Below are 14,092 nucleotides of genomic sequence, written 5' to 3' on the forward strand. Positions count from 1 at the left end.
AGCCCCGGCGTTGGTGTGGATTCCAACACTCCCTTCCTGAACGGGCACCGTAGAAATTGACGTTCTTTTAACCGAATCGTGAAGCACGGCACGAACGCTGCATCGTGCATGCTAGCGTTCAGATAAACGGTCGCGTCGGAGCGCATTGGCCATGCCCAATCCCATCACCAACCGGGTGCTCGGGTTCGTTTCGAAGTTGAGTTTCCCGCGCCTTTTCATGGTCACGGCGGCGTTGTTCGCGCTCGACACGCTGATTCCCGACATCATTCCCTTCGCCGACGAGATCCTGCTCGGCCTGGGCACGCTGTTGCTCGCGAACATCCGCAAGCGCAAGGATCCGAACATCGTCGACGCCCCGCCGCGCTGATGCACGCGCTGGTCGACACGCACTGCCATCTCGACGTCAGCGAGTTCGACGCCGACCGCGACGACGTGGTCGCGCGTGCGCGCGCCGCCGGCGTCACGCGGCAGATCGTGCCGGCGATCGAAGCGAAGACGTGGCCCGGTTTGCGGGATGCGTGCGCACGCGACGCGGGGTTGTTCGCCGCCTACGGGTTGCATCCGTTGCTGATCGCCGAACATCGCGAACACCACTTGCGCGACCTGCGCGATTGGATCGAACGCGAACGGCCCGTCGCCATCGGCGAATGCGGGCTGGACTACTGGATCGAGGACCTCGACCGCGACGTGCAGGCGACGTACTTCGACGGCCAGCTCGAACTCGCGCGCGAATACGACCTGCCGCTCGTCGTGCATGCACGGCGCGCGGTGGACGATGTCATGAAGGCCATCAAGCGCGTCGGCAAGTTGCGCGGCGTGGTCCACAGCTTCGCCGGGAGCGAGGAACAGGCGCGGCAGCTCGCGGACCTGGGCTTCCTGATCGGCATCGGCGGGCCGGTGACGTACGACCGCGCGAACCGCGTGCGCCGCGTGGCGGCGTCCGTGCCGCTCGACACCTTGCTGCTGGAAACCGACGCGCCCGACCAACCCGATTGCGCGCACCGCGGGCAGCGGAACGAACCGGCGCGCATGGTGCGCGTGCTGGAGACGATCGCCGAACTGCGCGGCGTCGACGCGTCGGTGGTCGCCGACGCTACGACGCGGAATGCGGAGCGGTTGTTCGCCCTTTGAGCAAGACCTCCATCGCCTTGCCCACCGCCGCGAACGCGAACGCGCCGGTGACGTGCGTCGCCGCCCCCAGGCCCGCGCCGCAGTCCAGCTTCAACGCCGCATCCGCATCCAGTTGCGGGCGCAGGCCGCACACGCTGCCGTCGGCCTGCGGGTAGCGCACGTTCTCCAGCGAATACACGGCCGAGACGCCGAAGTAGCGCTCCTTGCTGCGCGGGAAGTTGAACTCGCCACGCAGCTTCTTGCGGATCAGCGACAACATCGCGTCGTGCTCGGTGCGCGACAGATCGCGCACGCGCACTTGCGTCGGATCGGTGCGGCCGCCCGCGGACCCCACCGTCACCATCGGCACCTTGCGGCGCCGACACCAGGCGATGGATGTGACTTTCGTGCGGAAGCTGTCGCACGCATCGAGCACGAGGTCGAAGCCGCGGTCGAGCATCGTGTCGAGGTTGGTCGGCGTCAGGAAATGCTGTACGGGGTCGACGTCGATCTGCGGGTGGATCGCGCGCACGCGCTCGGCCATCACCTCGGCCTTGTTGCGGCCGTAGTTGCCGGCCAGCGCGGGCAACTGGCGATTCGTGTTCGACACGCACAGGTCGTCCGCGTCGACGAGCGTGAGATGTCCGACGCCCGAGCGCGCCAGCGCTTCGGCGGCCCACGCGCCCACGCCGCCCAGCCCGATGACGGCCACGCGGCGCGTGTCGAGGCGCTCGACGGCGCCGCGCCCATAGAGCCGGTCGATGCCGGCGAATCGATCCCGCAAGTCCTGTCGCATACCGCGCATTCTAGCGAAGGACACAGCCAAGCCCGGCCCTCTGCTACCCTCCCGCCACCATCCACGCAGGAGCACGGACATGGCAGGCACCGGGGCGCGTTACTTCTTCCTTTTCCTCGTCGGCCTCGTGATGGGCGCCGTGCTCGCCGTCATGGCCGTGCGCACGTGGCAAGCGCGCCAGGATCCGTTCCCCGATGCATTGATGCACGTGCAGCAGTGGCACGCGGTGCAGTTGAAGAACAACCTCGAAGCCAACCGTTGCAACGCGACCGACACGCTGCCGCATTTCTCCGCGCTGCGCTCGACGGCCGACGACCTCGAGTCCGCATTCCCCGACCTGCGCGACGACGCGCGCTTCACCAAGGCCGCGGGCGGGCTGCGTGCGGCGCTGGATGCCGCGCGCGCCAATCCGCCGCTCAACTGCCCTGCCCTCGGCAAGACGATGGAAAGCATCGGCGGCGCGTGCAAGGCGTGCCACCAGGATTTCCGCGGCTAAGTCCGCAAGCCTGAAAATTGCGCAACTGAACACGCGCTGATGCGCGCGGGCGCAAACCCGCGCGCTTGATGCCTCGTTCACCGCGCGACTCCCAGCATCGGCACCGGACATTACCGACAGGAGAGTCGCATGAAGATGCAGATGCTTGCCGCAGCCGCCGTCGCCACGTTGGCGCTCGCGGGCTGTGCATCGACGTCGCCGTCTTACAACGGCAGCACGTCCAACAACGGTTACAACACGCCGCCGCAATCGTGTTACGACTGCGGTCGCGTCACGCGCATCGACGCGGTCGGCGGTCAGCAGACCAGCGGCGCGACGGGCGCGGTGCTCGGTGGCGTGGTCGGTGCGGTCGCGGGCCATGAGCTCGCGAAGGATTCGAGCAAGGGCCGCCAGAACACCGCGACGATCGCAGGCGCTGCCGCGGGTGCGGTCGCCGGCAACGCGATCCAGAAAAACATGAACAAGGCGTCGAGCTACAACGTCTTCGTGCAGATGGACAACGGCCAGACGGTGACGGTCAACCAGACCGACCTGGGCTCCATCCGTGAAGGCTCGTACGTGCGCGTCTACAACGGCCGCGCCTGGGCGAACTGAGCCGCAGCGCCAGCAGGACAACCCCCGACTCGTCCCGGGGGTTTCGAGGCCGCCTCCGGGCGGCCTCTTCTTTTGCGCCGCCGTCACGGGGCCTTCGCGCATATGCCCCGGGCAGCGACTGCTGCGGCGCAAGATGCGGGCGGGATCGCCCGGGCCTATGGTCGGGTCGTCCGACGCAGAGCGGACATCGGCGTTTCCATCCATTTCCGGGGGTTCCACTGCATGAAACTGTCCGTCAGCCAGACCGTCGTCGCGTCCGCAGTCCTCGCAGGTTCCATCGCCGCCGCCACGACGGCCGCGCCGCCATCGGCCCGCAACAACCCGCTGCAGGTCAGCATGGTCGCCGCCACCGGCAAGGCCAGCGATTTCCTCGGTGCGGTGGAAGTCCGCCTCACCAACACCAGCCGCGACACCGTGCGCATCCCGCGCTACCAGTTGCCGTCGGACTTCCTCGAAGCCCGCCTGTTCCAGGTGAGCCGCGACGGCAAGCCCGTGCAGTACGAAGGCCCGCTGGTGAAGCGCGGCCTGCCGACGGCGGCCGACTTCGTGATCCTGCGCCCCGGCCAGACCTACATCGCGAAGGTGGACCTGTCCGCCGCGTATGACCTTGCGCAGTCCGGCGATTACACCGTGACCTTCGCCGCGCCGCTGCAACATGCGTCGCTGTCGACCGGCGCGATGCTGCGCCAGGCCAACGGCGCGCCGATGATCGCGCGCTCGGCTCCGCTGCGGTTGTGGGTGGATGGCCGCGACCAGCTCGCCAAGGGCGGCGGCAAGGCCAAGCCGCCGGCAGGCGGCGGCACTGTCGTCAACGGCGTGAGCTACGTGGGCTGCACCACCTCGCAGATCAACACCGCCGGCAGCGCGGTGGTGAGCGCACGCAACTACACCGAGAACGCGAAGGGCTACCTCAACGCCGGCACCACCGGCCCGCGTTACACGACGTGGTTCGGCACGTACACCTCATCGCGCTACAACACCGTCAAGTCGCACTTCACTTCGATCGACGCGGCGATGGACCAGAACGCCGGGCAGGTCAAGATCAACTGCGGCTGCAACCAGAACTACTACGCCTACGTGTATCCGACCCGCCCGTACGAGATCTTCGTCTGCCGTGCGTTCTGGACCGCGCCGCTGACCGGCACCGATTCGAAGGCCGGCACGCTCGTGCACGAGATGAGCCACTTCAACGTCACCGCCGGCACCGACGACCACGTGTACGGGCAGGCGGGCGCGAAGAGCCTGGCGATCTCCGACCCGGCGGCCGCGGTGGACAACGCCGACAGCCACGAATATTTCGCCGAGAACACGCCGTCGCAGAACTGATCGGACGCACCAACGAAAAACCCGGCCGAAAGGCCGGGTTTTTTGCATCATCGGACGATGCCGATCACATCGCTTGAACCTGGTCTGCCTGCAAACCCTTCTGCCCCTGCACGACGATGAAGGTCACCTGCTGGCCTTCCTTGAGGCTCTTGAAGCCCTGCGACTGGATCGCGCGGAAGTGCACGAACACGTCGTCGCCATTTTCCCGGCTGATGAAGCCGAAGCCCTTCGCATCGTTGAACCATTTCACGGTCCCGGTCTCGCGGTTCGACATCGGTGTAGCTCCCTCGGCGGTTGGTGGCTCGCCGGGGTCCGGCGAAACGCAGCGGCCGCACCGTACGCCCGGGTTCGGCAAAATGCAACGGCCGTAACGGCCCCCTCGAACCCCCAGAATCGACCGTCCGGCGGAAGCCATCCCAGAGGATCCCGATGACCACGCAAGCCCTGCTCTATGCCCTCGCCGTCCTGCTCGTCATCGTCGGCCTGGTCGGCGTCGTCCTGCCGGCCCTGCCCGGCTTGCCGCTGGTCTTCGCGGGCATGTTCATCGCGGCCTGGGCCGGGGGCTTCCAGGAAATCGGTTGGGTCACGCTGGTCGTGCTCGGACTGATGACCGCGGTGTCGTTCGTCGTCGACTTCTGGGCCACCGCGCACGGCGCCAAGCGCGTGGGCGCCAGCAAGCATGCGATCTGGGGCGCGGTGCTCGGCACCTTCGCCGGACTTTTCATCATGCCCCCGCTGGGGTTGTTCGTCGGGCCGTTCGTTGGCGCGCTGATCGGCGAGCTGATCCACGGGCGCGAAATCCGCAAGGCGGCCAAGGTGGGGTTCGGCACGTGGCTCGGCATCGTGCTGGCCATCGTCCTCAAGCTCGGCCTGGCCTTCGCGATGATCGGCGTGTTCGCCTTCGCCTGGTTCTTCTGAGTGACGCATTCACGCTTCGGCTGCGGCCGCTTCTTTAACGTCGCGCTTCCCTAGAACACGGGGCGCGCGATGCGCTGGAGCAAGACCCGCATGCTGACGGTCATCATCATCACCGTGCTCGCGACGGCGCTGGCCGTCATCCTCGGCTTGAACTTCGTCAAGCCGGAGAAACAGATCGAGAAGAAGGTCGAGCACCGCTATGCGGTGAGCGACCCACAGTTCCGCCGCGAAATGGGCGTGCTGCTCGGTCCTGCGATCCTGCCGCACAACACGGTCAAGGACCTGCAGAACGGGTCGGAAATCTTCCCGGCCATGCTCGAGGCAATCCACGGCGCGAAGAAAACCATCAGCTTCGAGACCTACATCTACTGGGAAGGCGAAATCGGGCGGAAGTTCGCCGCCGCGCTGAGCGAGCGCGCGCAGGCCGGCGTCCAGGTGCACGTCACCATCGACTGGGCCGGCAGCTATTCGATGGAGGAAAAACTGCTCGATCAGATGAAAGAGGCCGGCGTGCACGTCGTGCGCTACCGCCCGCTGCATTGGTACAACCTCTCGCGGATGAACAACCGCACGCACCGCAAGCTGCTGATCATCGACGGGCGCATCGGCTTCACCGGCGGCGTGGGCATCGGCGATCCGTGGGAAGGCCACGCGCAGGACAAGGACCATTGGCGCGACATGCATTTCCGCGTCGAAGGGCCGGTGGTGGCGCAATTCCAGGCGGCGTTCAACGACAACTGGATCAAGACCACCGGCGAGATCCTCAACGGCGCGGAGAACTTCCCGGCGATGGAAAGCGCCGACGGGATGGATGCGCACATGTTCATCAGCTCGCCCAACGGCGGCAGCGAGAGCATGCACCTGATGTACCTGATGACCATCGCCGCGGCGCAGCGCACCATCGACCTGGAAGCGGCGTATTTCATCCCCGACGAACTGATCACCCAGGCCTTGCTCGCCGCCCGCAAGCGCGGCGTGCGCATCCGCGTGATCGTGCCTGGCGAGAACACCGATTCGGATGCCGCGCGGCATGCCTCGCGCATGGACTGGGGCCCGATGCTCAAGGCCGGCATCGAGATCAGCGAATACGAGCCGACCATGTTCCACAACAAGATGCTGATCGTGGATACGGAGATCACCTCGGTGGGGTCGACCAACTTCGACCTGCGCAGCTTCCGCCTCAACGACGAGGCGAGCCTCAATGTCTACGACACCGGTTTCGCGCAACGCATGACGCAGATCTTCGAGGAAGACCTCAAGCACACCAAGCGATACAGCTACGAGATGTGGGAGAACCGCCCGCTCAAGGAGAAGTTCATCGAGCGGGTGATCCTGCCGATCCGCTCGCAGTTGTAGACTGGGCCCACGCCCTGAACCGACGGTCCTGGATGACTCGATCGATCGCCGCGCGCATCGCGCCCCTGTTGTTCCTCGCGTGCCTGGCCTCCCATGCGGCCACGCCCGCCGTCACCGCCACCCTGCCCGTTGCCGCGAGCACGGCGCCGGCCACCGTCGATGCGGTGGACCACGCGCTGAGCAAGCGCGTCGAGGCGCGCCTGGAGACGCAGCCGGCCCTGAAGGAAGTGGAGGCCGCCGTCGTCAATCGCGGCGCCCTGCTGCAGGGCGAGGTGTTGACGAAAGACGACATCAAGATGGCCGGCGCCATCGCGGCGCAGACGCAGGGCATCGAGCGCGTCGAGAACCGCGTCGAGCTGAGCACCAAGCTCTCCGACCGCTTTCAGGTGGCGATGCAGGCGGTGACCGAAAAACTCGTGCGCCTGGTGGCCGCGACGCCGCTGCTGGTCGTCGCGATCGCGATCATCCTGTTGTCGGCGTGGATCGGCAGGCGCCTGGCGCGCCGCATGAAGTGGATGTCGCGCGTCCACAGCAACAACCCGTACATGGAAGCCCTGCTCCGCCGCCTGGTGCAGGGGTTGATCACGCTCGCCGGCATCCTGATCGCGCTCGACCTGCTCGGCGCATCGTCGCTGGTCGGCGCCGTGCTGGGTTCGGCGGGTGTCATCGGCCTGGTGCTCGGCTTCGCGTTCAAGGACATCGCGGAGAACTACATCGCCGGCATCCTGCTCAGCCTGCGGCGGCCGTTCGCGCCGGGCGACCACGTGGTCGTGGATCGCGTGCACGAAGGCAAGGTCGTCGCGCTCACCTCGCGCACCACGCTGCTGATGACGCTCGACGGCAACCAGGTCGCGTTGCCCAATGCGCTGGTGTTCCGCAGCGTCGTGCTGAACTACACCGAGAATCCCAAGCGGCGTTTCGATTTCATCGTGCCGCTCGACCCGGGCGCCTCGGTCGGCGATGCGCTCAAACTGGGCCTGGAACGCTTGCGCGGCATCGGCGGAGTGCTCGAGGAGCCGGCGCCCAACGCCCTGATCGTGGAATACCTGCACGATCAATTGAAGGCGCAGTTCCTCGGCTGGGTGGACCAACGGCAGAACAGCGTGCCGCGCGTGCGCAGCGAAGCGATGCGGGCGGTCAAGTCGGCGCTCGACAAGGGCGGCGTGCGCCGCGCGGGGATGCCGGCTTCGGCGGTCCAACCCGCGATGCCGACGATGGAGCACGCGATGCACGTCGATACGTCGAAGGACAAGGACATCGACGCGCAACTCGCAGAGGCGCAGCGCAAGACCGAGGACGTCAACCTGCTCGACGACAAGAGCCCCGCGACGCCCGAATAAGCGTCGCGGGCAGGCTCACTCGCCGTACATCAGCCAGTGGCGCGCGACGAATTCGTCGTTCGTCACGTACACCTCCACGCCGCGTTCGCTGGCGAGGATCGAGCCGTGTTCGCTGCCCTGCAGGTCGTCCTGCAGTTCGACGAAGGCCGTGCGGATCGCCGCGAAGCCGGCGTCGGCCATCGCGGCGATGACGGTGTCGATCTGGTCGATCGGCACGGTGCCGTCGAGATCTTCAACGACGAGCAACCGCGTGGCGCCGTGCTTGCGGCAGTGGTCGCCCAGCAGGTGCCACATGGCGACCGAGACTTCGAGCGAATCGCGGCCTTCGTGCACGAAGGCACGCACATACCCATGGTGTTGCTCGAATCGAACCTTGAACGGCTGGCCTGCGGCGTCGTGTTCGACGAGGATCGGTGCGATCACGCGACGACCACCGGGATCTTCCCGATGCGCGCCTGCCATTCCTTCGGGCCCGTCGCATGGACAGACGTGCCACGCGAATCCACCGCCACCGTCACCGGCATGTCCTGCACCGTGAACTCATAGATCGCTTCCATGCCGAGGTCTTCGAAGGCGACCACGCGCGAGGCCTTGATGGCCTTCGACACGAGATACGCCGCGCCGCCGACCGCCATCAGGTATGCGGACTGGTGCTTGCGGATCGCCTCGATCGCCACCGGACCGCGTTCGGCCTTGCCGACCATGCCGAGCAAACCGGTCTGCGCAAGTACCTGTTCGGTGAACTTGTCCATGCGCGTGGCGGTGGTCGGGCCGGCGGGGCCGACGACTTCGTCGCGCACCGGGTCGACCGGGCCGACGTAATAGATGAAACGGCCACGCAGGTCGACGGGCAGCGTTTCGCCCTTGTTGAGCATGTCGACCATGCGCTTGTGCGCGGCGTCGCGGCCGGTGAGCAGCTTGCCGTTGAGCAGCAACACTTCACCGGGCTGCCAGGACGCGAGGTCGTCCTTCGTCAGCGTATCCAGATCCACGCGGCGGCCTTTGCTCTCGTCGTACGTGAGCTGCGGCCAATCGGCGAGCGACGGCGGATCGAGCATCACCGGCCCGCTGCCGTCGAGCACGAAGTGCGCGTGGCGCGTGGCGGCGCAGTTGGGGATCATCGCGACGGGCAGGTTGGCCGCATGCGTCGGGTAATCCTTGACCTTGATGTCGAGCACGGTGGTGAGACCACCGAGGCCCTGCGCGCCGATGCCGAGCGCGTTGACCTTCTCGTAGAGTTCCAGGCGCAATTCCTCGGCGCGATTGGACGCGCCGCGCGCCTGCAGGTCGACGATGTCGATCGGCTCCATCAGCGCTTCCTTCGCCAGCAGCATCGCCTTCTCCGCGGTGCCGCCGATCCCGATGCCGAGCATGCCCGGCGGGCACCAGCCGGCGCCCATCGTCGGCACGGTCTTGAGCACCCAGTCGACGATGGAATCGGACGGGTTGAGCATCGCGAACTTCGACTTGGCTTCCGAACCGCCGCCCTTCGCCGCGACGATCACCTCCACCGTGTTGCCCGGCACGACGCGGACGTTGACGACGCCCGGCGTGTTGTCCTTGGTGTTGGTGCGCTTGCCCGCGGGATCGGCGAGCACGCTGGCGCGCAACTTGTTGTCGGGATGGTTGTACGCGCGGCGCACGCCTTCGTGGACCATGTCTTCGACGCCCATCGTGGCGTCGTCCCAGCGCACGTCCATGCCGATGGTGAGGAACACCGTGACGATGCCGGTGTCCTGGCAGATCGGGCGATGGCCTTCGGCGCACATGCGCGAATTGATCAGGATCTGCGCGATGGCGTCCTTCGCCGCCTCGCTTTCTTCGCGCTCGTAGGCCGCGGCGAGATTCCGGATGTAGTCGACCGGGTGGTAGTACGAGATGTACTGCAGGGCGTCGGCGACCGACTGGATGAGGTCGTCCTGGCGGATCGAGACAGGGCCGGAAGGACGGGGCGAGACGGGAGCGTGGGTCACGGGACAACCGGGGGCGTGCGAAAGGCGGGATTCTAGCCCGCCGGCGACCGTCCGTCGGCTCTAAACCCTGCGGGCGGACCGTGCATCGGAGTGGGTATGCTGACTTCCGCCGTGACCGAATGGACACCCCACACCACAGCAGCGCCCCTGTCTTCCGCGCCCGCGGAGGACGTGGATGGCGCGTTGGTGCGCTCGGCGGGCCGCGGCGACACGACCGCCTTCGAAGCGCTCTATCGCCGCCATAGTTCGCGGGTGCACGGCACCATTCTCCGCCTGGTCGGCGGCCACGCGGGCCGCGCGGAGGACCTCACGCAGGAAGCGTTCGTGCGGTGCTGGCAGGCGTTGCCCGGGTACCGGTTCGAAAGCGCGTTCACGACGTGGCTCCATCGCCTGGCCGTGAACACCGCCCTGATGGAGCTGCGCGCCCGCAAGAGCCGGCCGCAGGCCAGCGAGGACGAGGACGCGTTCGACCAGCTCGGCACGCCCGACTCCGCAGGCCACGGCACCGCGCTGACGATGGACCTGGAACGCGCGGTGGCCACCCTGCCCCCGCGGGCCCGCGCGGTGCTGGTCTTGCACGACGTGGAAGGTTGGAAGCACGAAGAGATCGCCGCCGAACTCGGCATGGCGGTCGGCAGTTCGAAAGCCCAGTTGCATCGCGCGCGCGGATTGCTGCGCACGCGCCTCGGAGGTTCCCATGACGCATGACATCGACAAAGAAGACGGCCACCTCCCCGACGCGGTGCGATGGGAACTGCGCGCCCTGCGCAAGGACGTCGCCCCGCAGGCCGACCTCTGGCCGTCGATCGCCGCCCGCATCGCGGCGACGCCCCAGGTCGCGCCGGCACCGCAGCGGAAGGCCTGGCAACCGATCGCCTCGCTGGCCGCGGCCGCATCGCTCGCGCTGGCCATCGGCATCGCCTGGCAAGTGCGCCCGGTCTCGCCGTCCGACGTGCCCGCGGCGAGCAGCACGCAGCCGCGCATCATCGCCCGCGAAGCCGAAGCGATGACGCTCGAATACCAGGCCGCGCTGAAGGAGATCGACGCCTACGCACCGCAGCCGGCGAAGGCCGCGCCCGAACTGAAGGTGCTCGACCGCAGCGCCGCGCAGATCCGCACCGCGCTGACGCGCGACCCGGACGCGCGCTTCCTGCTCGACCGCCTGCAACGCACCTACACGCGGCGCCTGGAGCTCACCCAGCGCCTGGCCCGCACTTCGCTCGCCAGCTGACCGGCGCGCGTTCGCACCTCATTACCCGGAGACACCCCGATGACACGCACCCTGACCGTCCTCACCCTCATCGCCTGCGTGGCCGCACCGGCGGCGTGGGCCGCCACGCCGATCAACGAGACCCGCCCGCTGGACGCGCGCGGCCATATCGAGATCGAGAATCTCAAGGGCCGCATCCAGGTGCGCACGTGGGATCGGAAGGAAGTGAAGATCACCGGCAGCCTCGGCAAGGGCGTGGAGAAGCTCGTGATCGAAGGCGACGAAAGCGACCTCGTCGTCAAGGTCGAGTATCCCCGCGGCCGCAACGGCTGGCGCAACAACGACAACACCGAGCCGACGGACCTGATCCTCAACGTGCCCGTGCTGGCCGAACTGGAGATCGATTCGGTCTCCGCCACGGTCGATGTCGTCGGCACCGCCGGCGAGTCGCTGCAGATCGACAGCGTCAGCGGCGATGTCACCGTCGCCGGCGCGCCGCGAGAGGCCGACATCGAGAGCGTCAGCGGCGATCTCAACCTGACGCTCAACACGCGCGATGTCAGCGCCTCGTCGGTCAGCGGCGACCTGCGCCTGCGCGGCAAGCTCGACGGCGAGATGTCGGTCGAGACCGTCTCGGGCAACATCGACGCCGACAGCAACGGCAAGGCGCTGCGCCGCATTTCGGCCTCGACGGTCTCCGGCGACGTCCGCGTCCGCGCCGGTTTGCAGAACGGCGGCGAGCTCAAGGCCGAATCGGTCAGCGGCGACCTGCACATGACGCTGCCGAAGAACACCTCGGCCCAGGTCTCCGGCGAAACCTTCAGCGGGGACCTCACCGCGCCGGGCGCGAAGATCGAACGCCCGAAGTACGGCCCGGGCGCCAGCTTCGAACACCGCTACGGTTCGGGCAGCGGCCTGATCCGCATCGAAACTTTCTCCGGCGACGGGGAACTTGTCTTCGAGTAAGCGGTCACAGCCAGTACGCAGCCGGGCTCCCCCTTCCCGGCTTCGTCCCTGAGGGGCGCGGACCCAACCGCGCCCCTTCTTTTTTCCGCCGTCACCCGGCCCTCGCGACACTGGGGAAATGGCTCAGCCTGCCCCGCCCTCGGCCAACCCCACGCTGCGCGAACGCGTGGGCGCGTTGCGCAACCTGCCGCCCTTCCTCCGCGAAATCTGGGCGACCTCGCGCGCGCTGACGATCACCAGCCTCGGTATCCGCCTGGTCCGCGCGCTGTTGCCGATCGCCACGCTCTACATCGGCAAGCTGATCATCGACGAAGCGGTGCGCCTCGTCGGGCAGGGGCTCGCGTTCGATTCGCTGCACGCGGCATGGCAAAGCGGCGCGTTGAACCACCTGCTCGCATTGCTGTTGCTCGAATTCGGCCTGGCGATCCTCTCCGACCTGCTCGGCCGTCTGGTGAGTTACGCCGACGGCGTGTTGTCGGAAATGTTCACCAACGCCACCAGCGTGCGGCTGATGGAACACGCCGCGACGCTGGACCTGGAGGATTTCGAGGATCCCGAGTTGCAGGATCGCCTCGACCGCGCGCGCCGCCAGACGATGGGCCGCATGAACCTGCTCAGCCAATTGTTCGGGCAGGCGCAGGATGCGATCACCGTAGCGGGCTTCACCGCGGGCCTGATCGTCTACGCACCGTGGCTGATCCTGTTGCTGGCGGTGGCGCTGATTCCCGCCTTCGTCGGCGAATCGCATTTCAACGCACTCAACTACAAGCTCAACTTCCAGTGGACGCCGGAGCGCCGGCAACTCGAATACCTCCGTCAGATGGGCGCGAGCGTCGAGACCGCCAAGGAAGTGAAGATCTTCAACCTGCACCGGTACTTCATCGCGCGTTACCGCGCGCTGGCGGCGCAGTTCCTCGTCGCCAATCGCAGCCTGGCGCGGCGTCGCGCGCTGTGGGGCACGTTGCTCGCCGCGCTCGGTACGCTCGGTTATTACCTCGCGTACGGCTACATCGCGTGGCGCACAGTGAAGGGCGACTTCAGCATCGGCGACCTGACGTTCCTGGCCGGCAGCTTCCGTCGCCTGCGCCAATTGCTCGAAGGCTTGCTCGTCGGGTTCTCGCAGGTCGCCGGGCAAGCCTTGTATCTCGACGATCTGTATTCGTTCTTCGAGATCGAACCGGAGATCCGCTCGAAGCCCGGCGCCGTGCCCGTGCCGCGGCCGATCAGGACGGGCTTCGTATTCGAAGGCGTCGGCTTCCGCTACCCGGAAGCGGAACGTTGGGCCTTGCGCGATCTCCATTTCGAACTGCGAGCCGACGAAGTGCTCGCGCTCGTCGGCGAAAACGGCGCGGGCAAGACCACGCTCGTCAAGCTGCTCGCGCGCCTGTACGACCCCGACGAAGGCCGCATCCTGCTCGACGGCCGCGACTTGCGCGCCTACGACCTCGACGACCTGCGCGCCAACATCGGCGTGATCTTCCAGGATTTCGTGCGCTACCACCTCACCGCAGGGGAGAACATCGGCGTCGGCCAGATCGATGCGATGGACGACCGCGCGCGCATCGAGGAAGCGGCACGGCGCGCATTCGCAGATGAGGTGGTCGCGGGGTTGCCGAAAGGCTACGACCAGGTCATCGGCCGTCGTTTCCGCACGGGCGTGGATCTCTCCGGCGGCCAGTGGCAGAAGATCGCGATCGCGCGCGCGTACATGCGCGATGCGCAGGTCATGATCCTCGACGAACCCACCGCGGCGCTGGATGCGCGCAGCGAGTTCGAAGTCTTCCAGCGCTTCAAGGAACTCTCGCACGGACGCACCGCGGTGCTGATCTCGCACCGCTTCTCCAGCGTGCGCATGGCCGACCGCATCCTCGTGTTGAACGAAGGGCGCCTGGAAGCCAGCGGCACGCATCGCGAACTGCTGGAACAAGGCGGGCGCTACGCGGAATTGTTCGAACTGCAGGCGGCGGGGTACCGTTAGACCTGCGCTCTTTCCCCCGGGAGGTCGGC

The 14,092-nt window shown here is 67.1% G+C and carries 16 protein-coding genes; 12 read left to right on the forward strand and 4 right to left on the reverse strand.

Translation table 11 applies throughout. From position 1 onward, the window contains the following. Positions 1 to 151 precede the first annotated feature (151 nt). Both LF41_RS01370 and LF41_RS01375 read left to right on the forward strand, forming a co-directional pair. On the forward strand, positions 152 to 367 hold the full coding sequence (locus tag LF41_RS01370; protein WP_036164730.1) for a DUF6116 family protein: 216 nt from the start codon (positions 152 to 154) through the stop codon (positions 365 to 367). Next, positions 367 to 1,131: a TatD family hydrolase gene (locus LF41_RS01375; protein ID WP_036164733.1), complete on the forward strand. Its 765-nt coding sequence runs from the start codon at positions 367 to 369 to the stop codon at positions 1,129 to 1,131. The genes LF41_RS01370 and LF41_RS01375 overlap by 1 nt, the downstream gene beginning before the upstream one ends. Here LF41_RS01375 and LF41_RS01380 read toward each other — a convergent pair. Beyond that, positions 1,094 to 1,906: a tRNA threonylcarbamoyladenosine dehydratase gene (locus LF41_RS01380; RefSeq protein WP_036164736.1), complete on the reverse strand. Its 813-nt coding sequence runs from the start codon at positions 1,904 to 1,906 to the stop codon at positions 1,094 to 1,096. The genes LF41_RS01375 and LF41_RS01380 overlap by 38 nt on opposite strands. Before the next feature lie 79 nt (positions 1,907 to 1,985). Between LF41_RS01380 and LF41_RS01385 the strand changes: the two genes are divergently transcribed. From LF41_RS01385 to LF41_RS01395, 3 genes are all read left to right on the forward strand, one after another. Next, on the forward strand, positions 1,986 to 2,402 hold the full coding sequence (locus tag LF41_RS01385; RefSeq protein ID WP_036164740.1) for a cytochrome c: 417 nt from the start codon (positions 1,986 to 1,988) through the stop codon (positions 2,400 to 2,402). Between the two features lie 129 nt (positions 2,403 to 2,531). After that, positions 2,532 to 2,996 carry a glycine zipper 2TM domain-containing protein gene (locus tag LF41_RS01390; RefSeq protein WP_036164743.1) on the forward strand — a complete coding sequence of 155 codons (465 nt, stop codon included), beginning with the start codon at positions 2,532 to 2,534 and terminating at the stop codon, positions 2,994 to 2,996. A gap of 222 nt (positions 2,997 to 3,218) precedes the next feature. Beyond that, positions 3,219 to 4,322 (forward strand): M35 family metalloendopeptidase, encoded by a 1,104-nt coding sequence (locus LF41_RS01395; protein WP_036164746.1) that lies wholly within the window; start codon positions 3,219 to 3,221, stop codon positions 4,320 to 4,322. Positions 4,323 to 4,386: 64 nt separating this feature from the next. On the opposite strand, the gene LF41_RS01400 is transcribed toward LF41_RS01395, so the two are convergent. Continuing rightward, positions 4,387 to 4,596 carry a cold-shock protein gene (locus tag LF41_RS01400; protein WP_036164749.1) on the reverse strand — a complete coding sequence of 70 codons (210 nt, stop codon included), beginning with the start codon at positions 4,594 to 4,596 and terminating at the stop codon, positions 4,387 to 4,389. Positions 4,597 to 4,751: 155 nt separating this feature from the next. On the opposite strand from LF41_RS01400, the gene LF41_RS01405 reads away from it, so the two are divergent. The 3 genes from LF41_RS01405 (at position 4,752) to LF41_RS01415 (ending at position 7,936) form a co-directional block, all read left to right on the forward strand. Further along, a complete protein-coding gene (locus LF41_RS01405; RefSeq protein WP_036164752.1) occupies positions 4,752 to 5,240 on the forward strand; it encodes a DUF456 domain-containing protein in 489 nt (162 codons plus the stop codon). 90 nt (positions 5,241 to 5,330) lie between these two features. After that, positions 5,331 to 6,596: a phospholipase D-like domain-containing protein gene (locus LF41_RS01410; RefSeq protein WP_036165632.1), complete on the forward strand. Its 1,266-nt coding sequence runs from the start codon at positions 5,331 to 5,333 to the stop codon at positions 6,594 to 6,596. Between the two features lie 32 nt (positions 6,597 to 6,628). Beyond that, on the forward strand, positions 6,629 to 7,936 hold the full coding sequence (locus LF41_RS01415) for a mechanosensitive ion channel family protein (protein WP_052116020.1): 1,308 nt from the start codon (positions 6,629 to 6,631) through the stop codon (positions 7,934 to 7,936). A gap of 15 nt (positions 7,937 to 7,951) precedes the next feature. On the opposite strand, the gene LF41_RS01420 is transcribed toward LF41_RS01415, so the two are convergent. Both LF41_RS01420 and LF41_RS01425 read right to left on the reverse strand, forming a co-directional pair. Further along, entirely contained in the window at positions 7,952 to 8,359 is a 408-nt protein-coding gene (locus tag LF41_RS01420; protein ID WP_036164755.1) for a hypothetical protein, read from the reverse strand. After that, complete coding sequence (locus tag LF41_RS01425) at positions 8,356 to 9,909, reverse strand: fumarate hydratase (RefSeq protein WP_052116021.1); 1,554 nt, start codon at positions 9,907 to 9,909, stop codon at positions 8,356 to 8,358. Before LF41_RS01425 ends, LF41_RS01420 begins: the two co-directional genes overlap by 4 nt. Positions 9,910 to 10,005: 96 nt before the next feature. Here LF41_RS01425 and LF41_RS01430 point away from each other — a divergent pair, with 96 nt between their 5' ends. From LF41_RS01430 to LF41_RS01445, 4 genes are all read left to right on the forward strand, one after another. Then, positions 10,006 to 10,617, forward strand: coding sequence for an RNA polymerase sigma factor (locus LF41_RS01430; protein WP_084073203.1), 612 nt, complete (start codon positions 10,006 to 10,008; stop codon positions 10,615 to 10,617). Further along, entirely contained in the window at positions 10,607 to 11,140 is a 534-nt protein-coding gene (locus LF41_RS01435; protein ID WP_052116022.1) for a hypothetical protein, read from the forward strand. The genes LF41_RS01430 and LF41_RS01435 overlap by 11 nt, the downstream gene beginning before the upstream one ends. 39 nt (positions 11,141 to 11,179) lie before the next feature. After that, positions 11,180 to 12,085, forward strand: coding sequence for a DUF4097 family beta strand repeat-containing protein (locus tag LF41_RS01440; RefSeq protein ID WP_036164757.1), 906 nt, complete (start codon positions 11,180 to 11,182; stop codon positions 12,083 to 12,085). 118 nt (positions 12,086 to 12,203) lie between these two features. Beyond that, positions 12,204 to 14,063: an ABC transporter ATP-binding protein gene (locus tag LF41_RS01445; RefSeq protein WP_036164759.1), complete on the forward strand. Its 1,860-nt coding sequence runs from the start codon at positions 12,204 to 12,206 to the stop codon at positions 14,061 to 14,063. Positions 14,064 to 14,092 lie beyond the last annotated feature (29 nt).

It is taken from the genome of Lysobacter dokdonensis DS-58 (assembly GCF_000770795.1).
In the GTDB taxonomy this organism is placed as follows: Bacteria; Pseudomonadota; Gammaproteobacteria; order Xanthomonadales; family Xanthomonadaceae; genus Noviluteimonas; species Noviluteimonas dokdonensis.

Bases quoted from the DNA above. Each gene is read 5' to 3' on its own strand.
- LF41_RS01370 (WP_036164730.1), top strand. From the start codon at position 152: ATGCCCAATCCCATCACCAACCGGGTGCTCGGGTTCGTTTCGAAGTTG.
- LF41_RS01375 (WP_036164733.1), top strand. From the start codon at position 367: ATGCACGCGCTGGTCGACACGCACTGCCATCTCGACGTCAGCGAGTTC.
- LF41_RS01380 (WP_036164736.1), bottom strand. From the start codon at position 1,906: ATGCGACAGGACTTGCGGGATCGATTCGCCGGCATCGACCGGCTCTAT.
- LF41_RS01385 (WP_036164740.1), top strand. From the start codon at position 1,986: ATGGCAGGCACCGGGGCGCGTTACTTCTTCCTTTTCCTCGTCGGCCTC.
- LF41_RS01390 (WP_036164743.1), top strand. From the start codon at position 2,532: ATGAAGATGCAGATGCTTGCCGCAGCCGCCGTCGCCACGTTGGCGCTC.
- LF41_RS01395 (WP_036164746.1), top strand. From the start codon at position 3,219: ATGAAACTGTCCGTCAGCCAGACCGTCGTCGCGTCCGCAGTCCTCGCA.
- LF41_RS01400 (WP_036164749.1), bottom strand. From the start codon at position 4,596: ATGTCGAACCGCGAGACCGGGACCGTGAAATGGTTCAACGATGCGAAG.
- LF41_RS01405 (WP_036164752.1), top strand. From the start codon at position 4,752: ATGACCACGCAAGCCCTGCTCTATGCCCTCGCCGTCCTGCTCGTCATC.
- LF41_RS01410 (WP_036165632.1), top strand. From the start codon at position 5,331: ATGCTGACGGTCATCATCATCACCGTGCTCGCGACGGCGCTGGCCGTC.
- LF41_RS01415 (WP_052116020.1), top strand. From the start codon at position 6,629: ATGACTCGATCGATCGCCGCGCGCATCGCGCCCCTGTTGTTCCTCGCG.
- LF41_RS01430 (WP_084073203.1), top strand. From the start codon at position 10,006: ATGCTGACTTCCGCCGTGACCGAATGGACACCCCACACCACAGCAGCG.
- LF41_RS01435 (WP_052116022.1), top strand. From the start codon at position 10,607: ATGACGCATGACATCGACAAAGAAGACGGCCACCTCCCCGACGCGGTG.
- LF41_RS01440 (WP_036164757.1), top strand. From the start codon at position 11,180: ATGACACGCACCCTGACCGTCCTCACCCTCATCGCCTGCGTGGCCGCA.
- LF41_RS01445 (WP_036164759.1), top strand. From the start codon at position 12,204: ATGGCTCAGCCTGCCCCGCCCTCGGCCAACCCCACGCTGCGCGAACGC.